This window comes from Streptomyces sp. NPDC059256 (assembly GCF_042753785.1).
GTDB lineage: Bacteria > Actinomycetota > Actinomycetes > Streptomycetales > Streptomycetaceae > Streptomyces.
This window is the reverse complement of record NZ_JBHYZO010000002.1, coordinates 253,347-272,739: the sequence shown is the minus strand read 5'-3', so window position 1 is coordinate 272,739 and position 19,393 is coordinate 253,347. Positions and strand designations below refer to the sequence as shown.

Annotated in this window: 12 protein-coding genes; 3 read left to right on the top strand and 9 right to left on the bottom strand. The window is 65.7% G+C overall.

What is annotated here, in order from left to right:
• Window positions 1-30: 30 nt before the first annotated feature.
• The 5 genes from ACFXJL_RS05785 to ACFXJL_RS05765 form a co-directional block, all read right to left on the bottom strand.
• Window positions 31-933: an anti-sigma factor family protein gene (locus tag ACFXJL_RS05785; RefSeq protein ID WP_384689529.1), complete on the bottom strand. Its 903-nt coding sequence runs from the start codon at window positions 931-933 to the stop codon at window positions 31-33.
• A complete protein-coding gene (gene sigM, locus ACFXJL_RS05780; RefSeq protein ID WP_358877003.1) occupies window positions 930-1,634 on the bottom strand; it encodes an RNA polymerase sigma factor SigM in 705 nt (234 codons plus the stop codon). Before sigM ends, ACFXJL_RS05785 begins: the two co-directional genes overlap by 4 nt.
• A 25-nt stretch (window positions 1,635-1,659) precedes the next feature.
• Window positions 1,660-3,372, bottom strand: a complete 1,713-nt coding sequence (locus tag ACFXJL_RS05775; protein ID WP_358877004.1) for a protein kinase family protein — start codon at window positions 3,370-3,372, stop codon at window positions 1,660-1,662.
• A 119-nt stretch (window positions 3,373-3,491) separates the two neighbouring features.
• Window positions 3,492-5,741 (bottom strand): murein biosynthesis integral membrane protein MurJ, encoded by a 2,250-nt coding sequence (gene murJ, locus ACFXJL_RS05770; RefSeq protein ID WP_358877005.1) that lies wholly within the window; start codon window positions 5,739-5,741, stop codon window positions 3,492-3,494.
• Between the two features lie 45 nt (window positions 5,742-5,786).
• Window positions 5,787-8,195, bottom strand: a complete 2,409-nt coding sequence (locus tag ACFXJL_RS05765) for a DUF6049 family protein (protein ID WP_384689525.1) — start codon at window positions 8,193-8,195, stop codon at window positions 5,787-5,789.
• A gap of 243 nt (window positions 8,196-8,438) precedes the next feature.
• On the opposite strand from ACFXJL_RS05765, the gene ACFXJL_RS05760 reads away from it, so the two are divergent.
• Window positions 8,439-9,881, top strand: coding sequence for a CCA tRNA nucleotidyltransferase (locus ACFXJL_RS05760; protein ID WP_358877084.1), 1,443 nt, complete (start codon window positions 8,439-8,441; stop codon window positions 9,879-9,881).
• 120 nt (window positions 9,882-10,001) lie between these two features.
• On the opposite strand, the gene ACFXJL_RS05755 is transcribed toward ACFXJL_RS05760, so the two are convergent.
• From ACFXJL_RS05755 to ACFXJL_RS05745, 3 genes are all read right to left on the bottom strand, one after another.
• Window positions 10,002-11,273, bottom strand: coding sequence for an MFS transporter (locus ACFXJL_RS05755; RefSeq protein WP_384689523.1), 1,272 nt, complete (start codon window positions 11,271-11,273; stop codon window positions 10,002-10,004).
• 188 nt (window positions 11,274-11,461) lie between these two features.
• The gene (locus ACFXJL_RS05750) at window positions 11,462-12,544 is read right to left on the bottom strand and encodes an inositol-3-phosphate synthase (protein ID WP_358877008.1); all 1,083 of its coding nucleotides are present in this window, start codon (window positions 12,542-12,544) and stop codon (window positions 11,462-11,464) included.
• A gap of 59 nt (window positions 12,545-12,603) precedes the next feature.
• Complete coding sequence (locus ACFXJL_RS05745; protein WP_329021219.1) at window positions 12,604-13,320, bottom strand: helix-turn-helix transcriptional regulator; 717 nt, start codon at window positions 13,318-13,320, stop codon at window positions 12,604-12,606.
• Window positions 13,321-13,678: 358 nt separating this feature from the next.
• Between ACFXJL_RS05745 and ACFXJL_RS05740 the strand changes: the two genes are divergently transcribed.
• Together ACFXJL_RS05740 and ACFXJL_RS05735 are read left to right on the top strand one after the other, a co-directional pair.
• On the top strand, window positions 13,679-16,453 hold the full coding sequence (locus ACFXJL_RS05740) for a transglycosylase domain-containing protein (protein ID WP_384634072.1): 2,775 nt from the start codon (window positions 13,679-13,681) through the stop codon (window positions 16,451-16,453).
• 136 nt (window positions 16,454-16,589) lie between these two features.
• Complete coding sequence (locus tag ACFXJL_RS05735) at window positions 16,590-18,107, top strand: glycosyltransferase family 87 protein (protein ID WP_384689519.1); 1,518 nt, start codon at window positions 16,590-16,592, stop codon at window positions 18,105-18,107.
• A gap of 173 nt (window positions 18,108-18,280) precedes the next feature.
• Here ACFXJL_RS05735 and ACFXJL_RS05730 read toward each other — a convergent pair whose 3' ends face one another.
• Window positions 18,281-19,312: an alanine racemase gene (locus ACFXJL_RS05730; RefSeq protein WP_329021216.1), complete on the bottom strand. Its 1,032-nt coding sequence runs from the start codon at window positions 19,310-19,312 to the stop codon at window positions 18,281-18,283.
• Window positions 19,313-19,393 lie beyond the last annotated feature (81 nt).

Here is a 19,393-nt window from a genome sequence, read left to right as displayed (position 1 = left end):
CCGGGACGGCATACAGCGCGAACCAATGCGTCAGCGACGAGAGTAGGTCTCTTCCAAGAGCAGCTTTCCAGCAGCCGGCGGTGAGCTGTTCACACAGACGGCATCGACGACGTACGCCTGAACGAGCCCCGTGTCAGAGGAGTGGGGGAAGACCATCAGATAGGCGTTCTCCCCTTCGTACGTGCCCTGCTCCACGGCAATCGGAGAGTCGAGGCGTCCTGTTCCTTGCTGGACACAGGTCGGTGCCGCGGCGCCCTTCAGGGTCTTCGGCGAAGACGGTGCTTCATGGGTGCGGACACCATTGCTGTTCTCCGGCACGGAACGCCTAGCGGAAGCGTTGCCCCCGACGAGTAGCTGCACGGTGCTCTCCAGAGCTGGGCCTGCGAAGTCATCAGCCGAACCGAGGTCGGCCACGCCAGCGCTGGTGGAGCGTTTCTCCGAGGCGCCGTCATCGGTGGATCGAACCATCTGTAGGAGAAGCACGCTCATGCTGATGGCGGCGATCGTGAAGACGGCGCCCAGGGTGGCTGTGCGCCGCCGCCGCTTCGTCCGAGTGCGCCCGGGACCAGTGGTGCCGCGGGCATGACCTGAAGGCCGCTCCGTTGCGGGGTGGGTCTCCTGCTTCGACGAGACGTGCGTTGTTTCACGTGAAACATGCGTCTTGCGTTCGGGAGCTGTGGAATCGAGTAGCGCTTCGGCGGCGAGGGCCGCGTCAATGCGCTCGGCGATATCTGCCGGCATGCGCGGCGTTCCGGGCAGCGTGCCGAGCATGCCCCGGATCTCCTCCAGGGAGGCATGAACGTCTGCACACAGCGCGCAGTCGTCCAGATGCTGTCGGAGATCGTTGCTCTGGGCAGGGGAGAGCAACCCTTCGGTGAGATCGGAGATCTCTGAGACGTCCGGGTGCTGAGTCATATCGGCCGTGGATGTCACGCGCGCCCACCTCCGCCCTTCGCAGCAGCAGAGCCGTTTGGCTCTGTGTCCCGTGGTCCCGATGCCGATGGGACGGAATCCCCCGGCGTCCGGTTCCTTCCCCCGCTCGGCCCACGGCTATCCCCGGCATCAGCGCGCAGATGGGTGAGCATGGGCAGCAGTCTGGCCCGGCCACGGGCGCACCTGCTCTTGACCGTTCCTACCGGCACATCGAGGACGAGAGCGGCCTCCGCCACGGGGTATCCCTGCATATCGACGAGGATGAGTGCGGCGCGCTGATCCGGCGGAAGTTTGGCCAGGGCCGCCAGGAGTTCTCGGTTGAGGTCCTGGCGCTCAGCCGGCGCTTCCGCCGATTCATGCGGTTCCAGTAGCTGCTCCAGGCGCTGTGCGTCATCGATGGGAGACGTTTTGCGCGTCGCTGCCTTACGCGCACGATCCAGACAGGCATTCACCGTGATGCGATGAAGCCATGTGGTCACGGCGGACTGACCCCGAAAGGTGTGAGCTGCTCGGAAGGCGGAGACAAGAGCGTCCTGGACGGCGTCGGCGGCCTCTTCGCGATCCCCCAGGGTCCGTAGGGCGACGGCCCAGAGTCTGTCGCGATGCCGACGCACCAGCTCACCAAAGGCGTGTGGGTCCCCCGCGACATGGCTGGCCAACAGGTCTTGGTCGCTGGTGTCGCGAGGTATCGCGTCGTCCAACGGTGCAGCCCCTCCCCTGGTGCCGTCAGGTGGTGATCTTGATTTCTGAGACCTTGCCTCGGAAATCACCCTCGCCGGTTGACGGAAGATTGGTCAGCCAGACCAGAACGTATCGCGACTTCAACGGCTTGCCAGGCTTAAGGGAGACATTGGTTCCGGACCCCTCGGCGACCTTGGCGTACTTCCTGAAGCTGTCGGGCTCCGATTGTGCCGATTCGGACGCGGCCCGCAGTTCCACGGAGGTGGTCCCTCCGAGGAAGGACACATCGACAGTCCCGATCGGCTGCACCTTGCCGAGGTCCAGGATGAGGCCGACTCCGGCCTTCAGTCCGCCGAAGTTGGACTTGCCGCGGTAGCCATCCGTGTTCCAGTAGGTGCTGCGGTCTCCGTCGAAGCTCTTCTGTATCCCTGCAGGCTTCTCGGACCTGTCCGAGCCGAAGGGGTCGAAGTCTCGCGCCGACTCGATGGTGATCGGCTTTCCGGTCTCGGGAAGGGGATTGACGCCTTCGTTCTTGTTTCCGGTCTCGGACTGGGTGGTGCCCGGGTCGACTCGTTCCTTGCCGTGGTCGATCAGCCTGTCGGCGACCTGCCAGCTACCGAGTCCCAGAGCAGCGATCAGCAGGGCGGCCACTCCCCACTTCAGAACCTTGCCCGTACGACTTTCGAGTGGTGCGGGAGGAGTGGGGATCGCCTGCGTGGTCATGACGCCGGGGTGGGGAGGACGCCCGTAGACGCCCTGTTGGTAGGTGGTCCGCTGGTAGTCGGGTGGCGAGGCGAAGGCCGGTTCCGGAGGGCGGATCCGTGGCATCGACGCGACTGCCTTGGCCAGTTCTTCCGGGGTGGTGCAAGGGGGTTCCTGTCGGGAAGCCGTTGCACCCTCGTTGACCAGTGCCCGCATGGCGAGTTCGGAGAGTCCTCGATGGACACCGGCCCTGACCTGGTCGGGTGGGAGGAGCCCGATGCCCTTGGGAAGCCCGGAGAGGCCGTACGCATTGCTCTCGTAGGGCCAGCGATGGGTCAGGGCGGCGTAGAGAAGGGCGCCGATCGCCTCGGTGTCGGCCCGCTGGGGACGGTCGGTGGTGATGCCCCTTAGCGCGGCGTTCACCGCTAGCCCACGGATGCGGTACTGGCCGGTCGAGGTCCTTAGTACGGCCCCCGGCGTGAGCCTGAGATGCGCCAGCCCCTCGCGGTGCGCCGCGGTCATGGCCTGTGAGAGCTGATCCACGAGGTGATAGGCGTCGTGCGGCTCCATGGGGCCGAGCGCCAGCACCGCCGTGAGCTCGGTGGCATCCGGCAGCCACTCATGGACCACATAGACGAGGTCGTTCTCCTCGACCGCATCCAGTACCTGGACGAATCGCGGATCTCCGAGGAGGGCCGCGGAGCGCGCCGCAGCCAGGACCGAGCGGGCTCGTGGGTGGTCGGCGGGTAGGAGATGGACCCCGACAGCACGGCGTAGTTTCTCGTCCACGGCACGCCAGCTGCTGAAACCGTCCAGACGGGTGACGCACTCCTCCAGACGGTAGCGTCTGGCGAGCTTGTGGCCGCTGTGTAGCTCGGGCGGGGCGATCGAAGGCTCGGCCCTCTGTCGCTCACTGCCCGTCTCCGGCGTTTTGCCTTCCGCCGTGTTCTCCGTCTGGGCCGCCCCGTCGGTCGTGGCCTTGTCCGCCTGCGCGGTCAGCGGTTCGTCTCCGCTGTTGTCGGCCACGTCGACGGCAGCCGTGCTACGTTCCGCCACCGTCGTTCCTGCCTCCCCATCCGTTGCGCATGAACAAACAGCCATGCCAATTGTGCCCACAGTCCGCCGCTATGCACGACACACAGCGGACAGCGATGGTTGTGCGGTATTGCAGTCGACTAGCGGCCGAGGCGCCCGCGGACCATTCCGACCATGGAGTTCAGCTCCTCGATGCGCATCCGCTTCGCCGCCAGGAAGAACACGGCCAGGAGCACGATTCCACCCGCTACCAGTGCGGCAAGGGAACCTACGGCTCCGCCACCGAGGGCCTTGAGGATGGCGTACGCGGCTGCCCCGCCCAGGGCTGCCGCGGGAAGGGAGGCCAAGCAGAGCCGGGCGTAGGTCCGCAGCACGTGCGGACCGTCGAGATCTCCGCCCAGGCGCTTGTTCAGCCTGGACCAGGCGACACCGACGCCGACCATGTAGGCGAGCCCGTACGAGGCGGCCATGCCGACGACCGCCCAGCGGGCTGGCAGCACGACAAAGCTGATCGCGGAGGCCAGCGCGTTGACGAAGGCCACGATCACCGTGTTGTAGAAGGGCGTCCTGGTGTCCTCGTAGGCGTAGAAGCCACGGAGTACGACGTACTGCACCGAGTACGGGATCAGCCCGAGACCGAACGCCATCAGGATGAAGCCGATGTTTCGGGCACCTTCCTCCCCCGAGCCGGCGTAGAGCAGGCTGGTCATCGGTACACCGAGCGCGAGGAAGGCGAAGGCACAGGGCACGATGGCGACGGCCGAGGTACGTAGGCCGTGGGAGATGTCGTCGCGCACGGCCGCCGAGTCGCCGTCACTGGCGGAGCGGGAGATCCTCGGAAGGACAGCCGTCATGACCGATACGGTGATGATGGCCTGCGGCATCTGCCACAGGAGCAGGGCGTAGTTGTACGCGGTGATGCCGGCGCCCGTGACGCCCTCTTCCCTCGCGGCCGTGCCGCCGGCCCAGGTGGCCAGCTGGGTCACGACGATCATGCCGAGCTGGTTCGCCAGCACGAAGAAGAAGGTCCACTTGGCGAGGCCGGCGGCCTTGCCCAGACCCTGTCCCTTCCAGTCGAAGCGCAGCTTCATCTTGAAACCGGCTTCGCGCAGGTACGGGATCATTGCCAGCGCCTGAACGACCAGTCCGAGCAGGGTGCCGATGCCGAGCAGTCGGACACCTTCGGGAGTGATGGTCGAGCTGTCCACTCCGGTCTCGGTGAAGCTGCCGAACGCCCAGATGAAGGCACCGAAGGTAGCGATGATCACGATGTTGTTCAGGACCGGGGTCCACATCATCGCGCCGAATCGACCGCGTGCGTTGAGGATCTGCCCAAGCACCACGTGGACGCCCATGAAGAACAGGGTCGGCAGGCAGTAGCGGGCGAAGGTGACCGCTACCTCCATCTGCTGAGGGTCGGACGCGATCGAGTCCGACATGATCTGGATCAGGAGCGGTGCCGCGAGAACGCCGAGCGTGGTGACACCCGCGAGCAGGACGATGACGAGGGTCAGCAGTCGGTTGGCGTATGCCTCTCCGCCGTCTTCGTCGTTCTTCATGGCTCGCACGAGCTGGGGGATGAAGACCGCGTTGAGGGCGCCACCGCCGACCAGGACGTAGATCATGGTCGGGAGGACGTTGGCGACCTGGTAGGAGTCGTTGAGCGTTCCCACGCCGATGGCCGCTGCCATCACCAAGGTCCGGAGGAAGCCGGTCAGCCGCGAGACGATGGTGCCCGCCGCCATGATGGCGCTGGACTTCAACAGCCCTGCGGTCTTGTTGGCCGGCTTCTGCGGTGGGGGCGCCGGCAGTGGTTCTGCCGTTGGTGCGGGGATCTGCTGGGGAGATGCCTGCTGGTCCCGGAAGAGATGGGCGAAGGCGTCCGGCTCCGGCTCCCGATCGCCCGCCCGGGTGACCAGCTCGTCGACACCGGTGAACTGAGTGGTCCTCGCGTCGTCGCCGTAGGGCAGATGCCGGGAAGGGCCTTCGGGCTCGGGCGGTGGGGTCTGGGCCCAGACCCGGGGATCGGGTGCGTACTGCGCAACGGGCGGCTGCTGGTAGAGCGGCTGCGGCTGCTGGTAGGTGCCGGGAGGGGGCGGGGGGTGGGCAGCCCGGTCGTAGAGGGCCTCGGCGACCGGATCCTGGGCGGACAGATCATGGGTCCGGTAGGGGTCCTGGGCATAGGCGTCCTGTGTGTAGGGATCTTGGGCGTAGTGCTCCTGGCCGTATCCTTCCTGGCCATAGCCCGCAGGTCCGTACCCCTCGTGTCCATATCCCTCCCGGGGGGACGGGTGCTGTGCGCCGGGGTCAGGTTCAGGCTGCGGCGGAACCTGACCGTCTGGGCCCACGCCCGCGCCCTGACCGCGGTCACCGTCGTACGGCGCGTTCATTGCTACCCCACCTCATCGTCCCCGGCCGGCCGGCCACGACATCGCTCAACGGTCCACTTTCTCACCCGGGCCCGATGCGTTGCCGCTTTCCGGTTTGGTGTCCGGTGTCGGGTCACTCGCCTGCCCGGGATCGGGCTCGCGGATGTCGCCCTCAGGGCGCTCGGTGGCCCCTTCCCCTTCTCCTGCTGCTGCCTGGTTGTCGTTCTCGTTCTCGTTCACGGGCCGCGGCGTCTCGGCGTCGTCCTCGTCGGACGTCGCCTCAGCGGCGGCAGGGTCCAGCAGGGCCGCCCGCTTGCGCTGCGTGTACATCCGCACACCGGCGAGGACCAGCAGCAGCACCCCACCGGCGATGACGAGCATCACGGTGGGAGTGATCTCCGAGACCTTCACCGTGAACTGCATCTTCTCGCCGTACGGCTTGTTGTCCTGCGTATAGAGCTGGGCGGTCATACGGACCTGGCCGTTGGCGTTCGCCAGGGCGTCGAACTTCACCGACTGGCTGTGTCCCCCTTGCACGGTGACCGGCTGTTCAGCGGTGCCCTTGTCGTCGCCGAGGCTCAGTCGCGCTGCATTGTCCGAGCTGAGCCGGAGAACCAGATTGTCGACGCCCTGCACCAGCCGGTTCTGCACCGTGACCGGGATCGTCGCGCTCCGTCCGGAAAGGGTGATCTGCGACTTGTCGATCAACTCCACTTCCTCGGTGAGGGACTGGAGGTTCTTCTGTACGCCGTCGCGGTACGACTGGGCCCCGACCGGGTTTCCACGCCACGACGTGGACATCTCACGGTCGATTGCCCGTCCGAACGGCGTCTCCACCCGGTCCATCTGCGTCAGGATGACCGTGAACTTGTCGAGGGCGTTCTGCGTGGCCCGGATGTCCTGGAACGCCCGCACGGGCAGCTCCTGCTTCCGCAGGCTCTTGGGATACCGGGACGAAGGCGCGACCGTGGTCGTCGCCCCGGCGTCGGGCTCGACCGCCGCGGCAGACACCAGGTCCAACGGACGGGTCCAGCGCTGCGCGTCCAGGGCCGTAAGGGCGCGGGCCATGGACTGGGCCTGGGAAGCGCTCGGCATGCGCTGGGGGGCCACGACGATGCTGCGAGGGTTGCCCGGATCCTGAAGTGTCACTGCCAGGGTCTGGGCGAGGAACTGCTGAATGGCGAGCGTCGAATCCCCGCTGTTCAGCATGGGGCCCTGGAAAGCCTTCGAAAGCCGGACATCACTGACCACGGCGGTCGTTCCACCGCCGATCGGCCGGGCGGCCGTCGCGGTGTACTCCAGGTTGTCGCGCAGGCTGTCGCTGCGCGCGATCACCTTGCTGGCGCCCGCCGAGGTCGCCACATCGACGATCGACGAGTCCACAGCACCGTCGACAGGCCAGGCGAAGTCAGTGGACGGCTTCTCATGAATGATTGTTTCCACCGTCTTGGCGGCGACATCCGTGGCTTGCTGAAGGTGACTGAGGGAACCGGACACATGCTTGCCGCGGTGTGCCAAGGAGGCGAGATCTGGATCGGCGAAGGGCAGCGCGACCACCTTGCGACCCTCGACGGCTGCTTCGACAGAAGTCAGCCATTGGTTGGCGACCGCCTGGTTCCGCCCTGCGACCGTACGGTCCCCGCTCTTGACCCGGTAGTTTCCCGTCATCGCGTCCACGGTGGCCAGGAGGTCGGGATCCACCACCCAGGTGACCGGAAGCCCTTTGCCCAGGGCGACCATCTGGCCCAGCCGACCTTCGGGCGCCAGTTCCTTGGCCAGGGACTCATCAGCGAAGACCGGTGTCTGGCGTTCGTCCGAGCCCGTCTCCGTCTCTGACGTGAGGTGGGTCGAGGAGATCAGAGGCCAGAGGTAGGTGAGCTGGGTCCGCTTGTCCAGGGTGTCGGGTTGCCACGGCAGAAAGGTCCGCTCCATGCCCAGTACCTGGTCAATGGGCTCTGCCGGAGTCCTGCCCTGGAGCGCGATGCCCAGTTGGTAGACCCCTCCGTCCCCCAGGTCCAGTTCTTCCACCGGAACGGAGAGGGAGAAGTCCCTGCTGATGCCGGCGACGAGTTCGGGGAGCTTCAGGGTGTACTTGTCGTTGATGGGGCGCCCTTCGGCACCCGGGGTGTAGCCGGTCCGTTTGGCAGCTCGATCAATGGCCGTTCTGCCCTGCAACTGGGATCCGACGTACAGCTCAAGTTCGACATCGGTCACGGTCTGTTTGCCCTGGTTCAACACCGTGCCAGAGATCGTGAGGGTGTCGTCCTCAACCGGCGCGGCCGGTGTGAAGGAAGAGAGGGACACCGCGACCGTGCGCGAGCCGGAAGGCGCTTCGTCGGCATGGGCAAGGGAGGCTCCCGGCCCACCGAGGAGACCTGCCACCAAGGGGAGGCCGGCCACCAGCGAGGCTGCACGACCCAGTCGCCGGCGGGCAGGGGAAGGGGGCCCCCCTTGGAAGTCTGCCGCCTCGGCCACGCGCACGTCCGTCCCTGTTGTCTGTCGCCATTGGTCGCTGTCGCATATCGCGTCCACGCATGGTAACGAGGCACGCTGTGCTGAAGTGCCGCGGAGTGTTTTACAAGATCGCAACGGTTAGCCGAATGTGCTCTTTCCTCGGCCTGAGATCTTGCTCCTGTTGTCTGTGTGGCCAGGCGTGCATCGTGGGGCGCTAGTAAAGACGGGCGCTTCAGTCGCCGGGGCCACGTACCCTCTTCTGTTGTGCCGAACGCCAACGAAGACATCTCCACCGCGCCGAATCAGGTGCAACACCGCGCGGTGACTCAGCTACTGCGTGTAGCCCCCGTCGCTGACGATCTTGCCCGCCTCTTTCGGGATGCGGGATTCAGTCTTGCCCTCGTGGGAGGCTCGGTCCGGGACGCGCTGCTCGGCAGGCTCGGTAACGATCTTGACTTTACGACGGACGCCCGTCCCGAGGACGTACTGAAGATCATCCGTCCCTGGGCTGATTCGGTATGGGACGTGGGCATCGCCTTCGGGACCGTCGGCGCTCAGAAGGACGGCTATCAGATCGAGGTCACGACCTATCGGTCCGAGGCGTACGACAGGACTTCGCGCAAACCTGAGGTCTCCTACGGTGAGTCCATCGAGGAGGACCTCGTCCGCCGTGACTTCACGGTGAACGCGATGGCCGTTGCCCTGCCGGAGAAGGAGTTCATCGACCCTCACGGCGGTTTGGAAGATCTTGCGGCCCGAGTGCTGAGAACGCCGGGTACACCGGAGGATTCCTTCTCGGATGATCCGCTCAGGATGATGAGGGCCGCACGGTTCGCCGCTCAATTGGACTTTGAAGTGGCCCCCGACGTCGTTTCCGCGATGAAGGACATGTCCGACCGTCTGGAGATCGTCTCGGCGGAGCGGGTTCGGGATGAGCTCAACAAGTTGGTTCTCTCGGCGCACCCACGCAAGGGGCTGGCGCTCCTCGTCGATTCTGGTTTGGCCGACCGAATGCTGCCCGAGTTGCCTGCGCTGCGGCTGGAGAGCGATGAGCACCACCGGCACAAGGATGTGTACGAGCACTCCCTGACCGTGCTGGAACAAGCCATTGATCTTGAGGAGGACGGACCTGATCTGGTGCTCAGGCTGGCTGCCCTTCTGCATGACATCGGCAAGCCGCGGACTCGACGCTTCGAAGAGGACGGACGGGTGTCGTTCCATCATCACGAGGTGGTGGGCGCCAAGATGACCAAGAAGCGGATGACCGCTCTGAAGTACTCCAATGAGATGGTCAGGGATGTCTCGCGGTTGGTGGAACTGCATCTGCGGTTCCATGGATACGGTGCCGGGGAGTGGACAGATTCCGCAGTGCGTCGGTATGTCCGTGACGCTGGGCCTCAGCTGGCCCGACTGCACAAACTCACCCGCTCGGACTGCACCACCCGCAACAAGCGCAAGGCGAGCGCCCTGTCACGCACATATGACGGACTTGAAGAGCGGATCGCGCAGCTACAGGAGCAAGAAGAGCTCGACGCCATCAGGCCCGACCTCAACGGCAACCAGATCCAGGAGATCCTGGGTGTGGGGCCCGGGCCGGTGATCGGGCGCGCCTATAGCTTCCTGTTGGAGTTGCGCTTGGAGAACGGTCCGATGGATCAAGAGGCAGCCGTTGCCGCGCTGAAGGAGTGGTGGGCAAGCCAGGAGTAGGAGGGGGTGGGGCTTGATGTTTCACGTGAAACATCAAGCCCCACCCATGGGCTCACTTCGGCGGGGCGATGTTTCACGTGAAACATCGCCCTGAGTGCTTCTCGATCCACGGCGTCCCCGTTATATGGAGCGAGTGCCTTCTCGATTCCATCGGGCCAGGGCGATGGCGGTTGCCCCATAGATCGCTGAGACCAACACGAGGAGCTGTAGCGATCGCCCGTCAGGGGGCAGTATGAGTGCGGCCACTCCGGCCGCCCCTACGAAGGCGACGTTGAACAGCACGTCATAGAGGGAGAAGACGCGCCCTCGATAGGCGTCGTCCACCGAGGTCTGAACGACCGTATCGGTGGTGATCTTTGAGCCTTGAGTGATGAATCCCAGGATGAACGCGGCGGCCAGTGTGGGGCCCGGAGTGAAGGAGAGCCCCAACGCGGGGACCAGCAAAGCCGCCGCTCCCGAGCAGATGGCCATCCAGCCCACGCGGCCAAGTCGGCTGGCTGCCCAGGGTGTCAGTACTGCCGCCGCAAAGAATCCGGCTCCCGAGATGCCTACGGCGACCCCCAGGAGGGCGAGGCCGTCCTGCTCGTTCTCGTACCAGGCATAGCGACAGAGCATGAGGACCATGACGGTCAGTGCCCCGTAGTTGAATCGCATCAAGGTCATCGCGGTCAGCACTCGGGCGGCTGCCGGACGTTCCACGAGATGGCGTAGCCCCGCCCTGAGTCCGCGCGCCGTCGAGGCGAGCGCGGCAGCCAGGCGGGGTTGGATCTGCTCTGGATCTGGTCCGAGAAGCTGTTTGTCCATACGGAGCGAGGCCAGTGCGGAGCAGAGGTAGAGCGCCGCCCCCAGTGTCACCACCGCAGCATCGGAGTCTTCCGAGACCAGTCGGACAGCGAACGCCAGTCCGCCACCTGCCGTGGCCGCCAAAGTGCCCGCAGTCGGTGAAAGTGCGTTGGCCGTGACCAGACGCTCCTCATCGACCACCCGCGGAAGTGCCGCGGAGAGCCCTGCCAGAACAAAGCGATTGACCGCGGTGACGGACAAGGCGGACGCAAAAAAGATCCAGTCGGGCACCGAGACAAGGATCAGCACGGCGGTCACTCCTGCGAGGAGCGCTCGCAGGAGATTGCCGTACAGGAAGATCTGCCGCCGCCGCCAGCGGTCGAGGAGTACTCCGGCGAACGGCCCGACAAGGGAGTAGGGCAGCAGGAGTACGGCCATCGCCGAGGCAATGGCCGCCGGAGAGGTCTGCTTCTCCGGGGAGAAGACCACGTATGTAGCGAGGGCAACCTGATAGACGCCGTCGGCCGACTGGGAGAGCAGTCGCACGGCAAGCAGACGACGGAAGTTGGTCAGGCGGAGGAGTACGCGCAGATCACGTACGGCAGACATGCGATCAAGGGTCACACATGCGAAGGGTCCCCGAGTGGATGACCCGGGGACCCTTCACGGTCGTTCAGCTCAGTGGAGAACCTCAGCGAACTCCGCCGCGTTCAAACAGGTGTCGACTGATCGGCGACACCGGGATCCCGTGCCATGGAGCGGCCGGGCCCTGAGCGAAGCCGAGTGACGAGGAGCGTCTAGCGCTCGACCTCACCCGCGATGAACTTCTCGACGTTCTCACGGGCCTCGTCATCGAAGTACTGCACGGGCGGCGACTTCATGAAGTACGAGGATGCGGAGAGGATCGGGCCACCGATGCCGCGGTCCTTGGCGATCTTCGCAGCCCGCACGGCGTCGATGATGACACCGGCGGAGTTCGGGGAGTCCCAGACCTCAAGCTTGTACTCAAGGTTCAGCGGAACGTCACCGAAGGCACGACCCTCAAGGCGTACGTACGCCCACTTGCGGTCGTCCAGCCAGGCCACATAGTCCGACGGACCGATGTGGACATTGTCCTCGCCCAACTCGCGGTCGCGGATCTGCGAGGTGACAGCCTGCGTCTTGGAGATCTTCTTCGACTCCAGGCGCTCCCGCTCCAACATGTTCTTGAAGTCCATGTTGCCGCCGACGTTCAGCTGCATCGTGCGGTCCAGGATGACACCCCGGTCCTCGAAGAGCTTCGCCATCACCCGGTGGGTGATGGTGGCACCGACCTGGGACTTGATGTCGTCACCGACGATCGGGACGCCCGCCTCGGTGAACTTGTCCGCCCACTCCTTGGTGCCGGCGATGAAGACCGGGAGGGCGTTGACGAAGCCGACCTTGGCGTCGATGGCGCACTGGGCGTAGAACTTCGCCGCAGCCTCGGAACCGACGGGCAGGTAACAGACCAGAACGTCGACCTGCTTGTCCTTGAGGATCTGGACAACATCGACCGGGGCCGCGTCGGACTCTTCGATGGTCTGGCGGTAGTACTTGCCCAGACCGTCCAAGGTGTGACCACGCTGCACGGTGACGCCGCTGTTCGGCACATCGCAGATCTTGATGGTGTTGTTCTCGCTGGCGCCGATGGCGTCCGCCAGGTCGAGGCCGACCTTCTTGGCGTCCACGTCGAAGGCGGCGACGAACTCGACGTCCTTGACGTGGTAGTCACCGAACTGGACGTGCATCAGACCCGGCACCTTGCCGGCCGGGTCGGCGTCCTTGTAGAACTCGACGCCCTGCACCAATGAGGCGGCGCAGTTGCCCACGCCGACGATGGCTACGCGAACCGAACCCATTCCGGTTGCTCCCTGTTTGTTCTCGGTATTCCGGATGAGACCCTGCGGACCGCGGGGTCTCAGTTGACGGTGTCGTTGGACGGATTCGGAGGGGTGTCCGGTCCTGAGGGCATGCCCTCGGTGGACTCGGAGCTCCCGAGCCGAGGCAGGCCGTCCGCCGACCCAGTTGTGTTGTCGTGTTGAGGCGAGCTGTCCAAGGAGGGCCGCCGTTGGTCCCGTCCCGCCCGCTCGCTCTCGATGAGCTCGTTCAACCAGCGCACTTCGCGTTCCACGGACTCCATGCCGTGCCGCTGGAGCTCAAGGGTGTAGTCGTCGAGACGCTCGCGAGTCCGTGCCAGGGAGGCGCGCATCTTCTCCAGCCGTTCCTCCAGCCGGCTGCGCCTACCTTCCAGCACACGCATCCGCACCTCGCGCTCCGTCTGCCCGAAGAAGGCGAAGCGAGCCGCGAAGTGCTCGTCCTCCCAGCTGTCCGGGCCGGTGTGGGAGAGCAGTTCCTCGAAGTGGTCTTTACCTTCCGCCGTCAACCGGTAGACGATCTTGGCGCGGCGCCCTGAGAGTGAAGCGGCCAGGGCGTCCTCTAGAGCGCTTCCCGGTTCCTCGATCAACCAGCCGTTGGCGACCAGCGTCTTGAGGCAGGGGTAGAGGGTTCCGTAACTGAAGGCCCGGAAGATTCCCAGTGAGGTGTTGAGCCGTTTGCGCAGCTCATACCCGTGCATCGGGGCCTCGCGGAGCAAGCCGAGCACGGCGAACTCAAGGATGCCGGAGCGTCTGCTCATCATCCTCGCCTTCGTTCGCCCGGCTGCTTATGTCGTGCTGATGTATCGAGTCGATACATCAGCACGATATGACGAGGTCTGGCGTGCGACAAGGGGGCTCATGGTGAACGGCGTCACATCCCCAAATGATGTTGAGCAACTTGCCTGTTTTGGGATGAACTTCAGTGCTAGAGGAGCTTTGACCGTGCGTAGTCTGTGCGGATGCCGACCACCGGGAACCATGGGATGCCTGCAGACGTCAATGCCGTGGGTGCTCAGAGGATGAGACCTTTGTCTGGTCTGGTCCGTATCCATTCCGGGGGCCCGGAACACAACTGCCGCTTCCAGGCGTCTCGCCTGCCCGAGGAGTAGTCGTTCGATGAGCGAGCACCGTCGCAAACCGCCACAACCGCAGGGTGGCGGGCGGGCGGCTGCCAGGCGCGCCGCCCAGCAGCCATCCGGCCGTCGCGCAGCACCGCCACGGCGTAGCACTACGGAGTCACCTTCCGCCCCTTACGGGCAGGACTCTCCCCCCGGCTCCCCCGCGGAGCCCACGCCTCAGGGGGATGACCGCACCTATACCAGCCGGGCCGAGGCCCGTCGTGCCGCCCAGCGCGGCTCCGGCCGTCGACGGGTCGACGGTGGCGCTGGTGGGGCTGCGGGTGGCCGTGGCGGTCGACGTGGTGGGGGCGGCGGCGGTGCTCGGGGATCAGGTCACGGTGGCGACCCCGGCAAGAAGCGGTTCATCGACTACCCGCGGGGTGGCAAGGACGGCTGGCGCCGCTGGATGCCGTCTTGGAAACTCGCCACCGGCGTCAGCCTGGGCGTCATCGGCCTCATGATGGTCGCGGGCGGAATCGGCTATGCGCTGGTGGGCATCCCCGACCCGGACAAGGGCGCGACCGCACAGAACAACGTCTATCTCTGGGACGACGGTTCTCAGATGGCCGCCACCGGCGGCGAGATCAACCGGCAGAACATCTCCTTCGAGCAGATCCCCCTGCACATGCAGAACGCTGTGATCTCCGCGGAGAACAAGACGTTCTGGGAGGACGAGGGCATCGACCCGATGGGCATCGGTCGAGCCCTGGTGAACATGGCCAAGGGCGGCCAGACCCAGGGCGGCTCCACCATCACCCAGCAGTACGTGAAGAACAACCGGCTCCGGGACCAGTCACAGACCCTGAGCCGGAAGTTCAAGGAACTGTTCATCTCGATGAAGATCGATAACGAGGTGGACAAGCAGGACATCATGGCCGGCTATCTGAACACGTCGTACTACGGACGCGGCGCCTACGGCATCCAGGCCGCCGCCCGTACGTACTACGACAAGGACGCCAAGGATCTCAACGCCAGCCAGAGCGCGGTACTCACGGCGCTGCTCAAGGGTCCGACGTACTACGACCCGGCCGGGGCCGTCGACATCGACCCCGCGGCCACCCGGGAGAAGAACCTGAAGCGGGCCACCAAGCGGTGGAAGTGGATCCTCGGTGAGATGGTCAAGGACGGTCACCTCGACTCCGCCGAGCGCGACGGCTACCTCCAAAAGGGCTATCCCATGCCCAAGTCCGTCAAGAAGGCCGCCAATCTCAGCGGGCAGGTCGGCTATCTGGTTGACCTCGCCAAGGCCAGCTTCCTCAGCAAGAACGGCGGCAAGCCGACGGCCGACGAGCTCGCCCAAGGCGGGTACGAGATCCGCACGACCTTCAACAAGGACAAGGTCACCAAGCTCGCCAAGACGGTCAAGGACGTCTACGAGGAGAACATCGACCCCAAGAAGCGCCCGGACACGGACACCTTCGTGCAGTTCGGCGGCGCTTCGGTGGAGCCCTCCACCGGGAAGATCGTCGCGATCTACGGTGGTGAGGACGCCACCAAGCACTTCATCAACAACGCCAATGAGACCGGTGCCCAGGTCGGATCGACGTTCAAGCCCTTCGTGCTCGCATCTGCGATGACCGACGGGGTCCGCGACCCCAAGCTCGGCGAGAACCAGTCGCTGGAAGAGCGCAAGATCGTCGATCCCGACAAGAGCGTCTACAGCGGCAAGAACAAGCTGAAGATCAAGCGCTACGACGGATCGATTTGGCGCAATGAAGAAGGCAAGGAGTGGTTGCAGGTCAACGACCGGGACAAGTCCTACGAGGACCTGAACCTCCGTGAGTCGATGGTCGTCTCCGCGAACTCTCCCTTCGTCCAGCTCGGCATGGACATCGGTATCCCCCAGGTGAGGGACTCCGCGGTCAAGGCCGGCCTGCTGGAGACCTCCCTGGACAAGTCCAACGTGCCGTCGTTCTCCATCGGCATCTCCACCCCGAGCGCCATCCGGATGGCCGGCGCGTACGGAACCTTCGCGGCCAACGGCCAGCAGCGCGATCCGTACTCGGTGCAGGAGGTCAAGAAGGAGTCCGTCACCATCTACAAGCACAAGGACGAGCCGACGGGAGCGTTCCCCGCGAACGTCGCCCACACGGTGACCGACGTGCTGAGGGACGTGGTCGACGAGGAGGAGGGCACCGGTAGGAACGCCCGACTTCCCGGACGCCAAGTGGCGGGCAAGACCGGTACGACCGACGGCAACAAGTCGGCGTGGTTCGTGGGCTACACCCCCCAGCTGTCGACAGCGATCGACATGTTCCGCCTCGACTCGGACGAGAAGAACAAAGAGCGTTCCTTCGAGATGATGTACGGCACCGGTGGCAAGAAGAAGGTCCACGGATCGTCCTTCCCCTCGGAGATCTGGAAGCGCTACATGACCAAGGCGCTCAAGGGCGAGCCGAAGCTGACGTTCCCGAAGCCCGAACCGATCGGTGAGGCCGTCTGGGGCGGTGGCGCCGAGAGCCCGGCGCCGAGCCCGCAGCCGGAACCGAGCGAGTCGGAGTCCGAGAAGCCCGTCGAGAGCCCGTCCCCGTCGAAGACCCCGAAGCCTTCGCCTTCGCCGTCTCCTTCAGCGAGCGAATCGTGTGACCCGTGGGGACTGGACTGCGGCGAACCGGGTGGCTCCGAAGGCGGTGATCCGGGCGGTTCCGGCAACGGCGGTCCCGGAGACGGCGACAGCAACGGAGGACCGGGGCCCACCAGCAGTCCCTCGCCAACGGGCTCGGGTGGGCCCGGTAGCAAGGGCGGTGGATGGCTCGGAGGGCCGGACGGCTGATCGACGGTCGTCGGATGGCAGTGCCCCACACCGGTGGTGATCGGTGTGGGGCACTTCTGCGTCGTGCCATGGCCACGGGCGCCGGTCTTTCCAGACCGTGATGGCGCAGTCGGTGCCGTACGGCAGGATGAGCACCATGCCCAGCACAGAGAAGACCACCGTGCCCCAGGACCGGCCGGACGTACGTCCCACCCGGCGGGACTCCATCGCAGCCGCCGGCAGCGAACTGATCGGTGGTCCCCTCGGTCGCTGGGCCCAGCGCCGTAGCACCGGGCCGTTCACCCCCGTACGCGTTGTCGTGCTGGTCGCCCTGGGGATGTTCGCCCTGGGGATGGTGCAGAAGATGCCTTGCTACAACTGGGCCTGGTTCCGGGGAGCCAGTTCGCAGTACACCCACGCCTGCTACTCCGACATCCCGCACCTGTATCTGGGACGCGGCTTCTCGGAAGGGCTCATCCCCTACTTCGACCGGTTGCCCGGCGACATGGAGTTCCTGGAGTACCCCGTACTGACGGGGCTCTTTATGCAGGTCGCCTCGTGGCTGAATCTCGCCGAGGGGTCGATCCAGCAGCAGGAGCAGGTGTACTGGATGATCAACGCCGGCATGTTGATGATCTGCACCGCGATCCTCGCGGTCTGCGTCGCCCGTACGCACCGCCGACGGCCCTGGGACGCGCTGCTGGTGGCGCTGGCGCCCGCCTTCGCGCTGACCGCGACCATCAACTGGGACCTGCTGGCCGTGGCGCTCACCGCCGCGGCGATGCTCATGTGGTCGCGGAGCAGGCCGCTGGCCTTCGGCATCCTCATCGGCCTTGCGACCGCGGCCAAGCTCTATCCCGCACTGCTGCTCGGTCCGCTCTTCCTGCTGTGCTGGCGTACGGGGAAGTGGCGCGAGTTTGCCACGGCGACCCTGGGGGCGGCAGGGGCCTGGCTGGTGGTGAACGTCCCGGTCATGGTGTTGGCGCCCGAGGGGTGGAAGAAGTTCTATACGTTCAGCCAGGAGCGGCAGATCGACTTCGGCTCGTTCTGGCTGATCATCACCGAACGCACCAAGTCGCCCATCGCGGTCGAAACGGTCAACACCTACGCCACGCTGCTGATGCTGCTCGCGTGCGCCGGGATCGCAGCCCTCGCGCTGGCGGCACCCCGCAGGCCCCGGTTCGCCCAGCTTGCCTTCCTGGTGGTGGCCGCGTTCATCCTCACCAACAAGGTCTACTCGCCGCAGTACGTGCTGTGGCTGATCCCCCTGGCAGCGCTCGCCAGGCCGCGCTGGCGCGACTTCCTGATCTGGCAGACGTGCGAGGTCATGTACTTCCTGGGGATCTGGATGTACCTCGCGTACACGACGGGCGACAAGCACCAGGGCCTGCCGCCCGAGGGATACCAGGTCGCCATCGCCCTGCATCTGTTGGGGACGCTGTATCTGTGTGCGCTGGTGGTCCGCGACATCCTGCTGCCGGAGCGGGACGGGGTGCGCCAGGACGGATCGGACGATCCGTCCGGTGGAGTCCTGGACGGCGCTGCCGATGTCTTCGCCCTGGTTCGGGACACGGGGAAGGTCGAGGAACCGGTGGACGGCGTCAAGGTGGACTGGGGCGTGGCGCCCGAGCAGCCCAGCGGCTGGGGTGGCGGGGGCGGTTCGCGACTGCTGTAGGTCGTGTCTGACCAGGAGCGGCGTCCGTCTACAGGGCGTCGCAGAGCAGAGGGGATGTGTCTGACACGCCCCAGGGGCGCTCTGCCGGTGTTCCCGCCTGGACGGCACCGGCACCGGCCCCGGGTCCCAGTGCCCGAGGCCGATGTGCCCTGGTCAGGGCAGGTACGAGAAGGTCAGCGGTCGACGATCCGGTCGAACTGGGTGGTGGTGTGCCGTAGATGCGCCACCAGTTCGTCGCCCACGCGGGGCTCCTGGGCGTCCGAGGGCACGAAGAGGATCGACACCTGCATGTGCGGAGGCTCGGCGAACCAGCGCTGCTTGCCCGCCCAGACGAAGGGCGCCAGGTTCCGGTTGACCGTCGCCAAGCCTGCCCGGGCGACACCCTTGGCGCGGGGCATCACACCGTGCAGGGCCTTGGGGGCCTCCAGCCCGACTCCATGGGACGTTCCGCCCGCGACGACGACCAACCAGCCGTCGGACGCCGCCTTCTGCTGGCGGTATCCAAAACGGTCGCCCTTCGCGACGCGGGTGACGTCGAGCACGGAACCGCGGTACTCGGTTGAGTCATGGTCGCCGAGCCATAGACGAGTACCGATACGGGCGCGGAACCGGGTCTGCGGGAACTGCTGACGCAGCCGGGCGAGCTCTTCCGCGCGCAGATGGCTGACGAACATGGTGTGCAGCGGCAGCCGTGCGGCGCGGAGCCGGTCCATCCAGCCGATGACCTCTTCGACGGCGTCGGAGCCGTCCGTCCGGTCCAGCGGCAGATGGATCGCGAAACCCTCCAGCCGTACGTCCTCTATGGCGGCGGCCAGTTGACCCAGGTCCTGCTCCAGGACGCCGTGGCGCTTCATGGAACTCATGCACTCGATGACGACGCGTGCTCCCACGAGGGCGTGCACGCCGTCAACGGAGGAGACCGAGCGGATGACCCGATCGGGTAGTGGAACGGGTTCCTCGCCGCGGCGGAAGGGGGTCAGGACCAGCAGATCGCCGCTGAACCAGTCCTTGATCCGGGCGGCTTCGTAGGTGGTGCCGACGGCCAGCATGTCGGAGCCGAATCGGGATGCCTCTTCGGCGAGCCGCTCATGGCCGAAGCCATAGCCGTTTCCTTTGCAGACCGGCACCAGACCGGGGAACTGGTCGATCACGGACTTCTGGTGCGCCCGCCAGCGCGTGGTGTCGACGTAGAGGGAGAGCGCCATGTGCCGGCCCGGAACCTTTCTGGTGGCTGCGGTGTATCAGGGGTGTGGACAAGAACTACGAGGTTACGGTGTGGGTGCGCG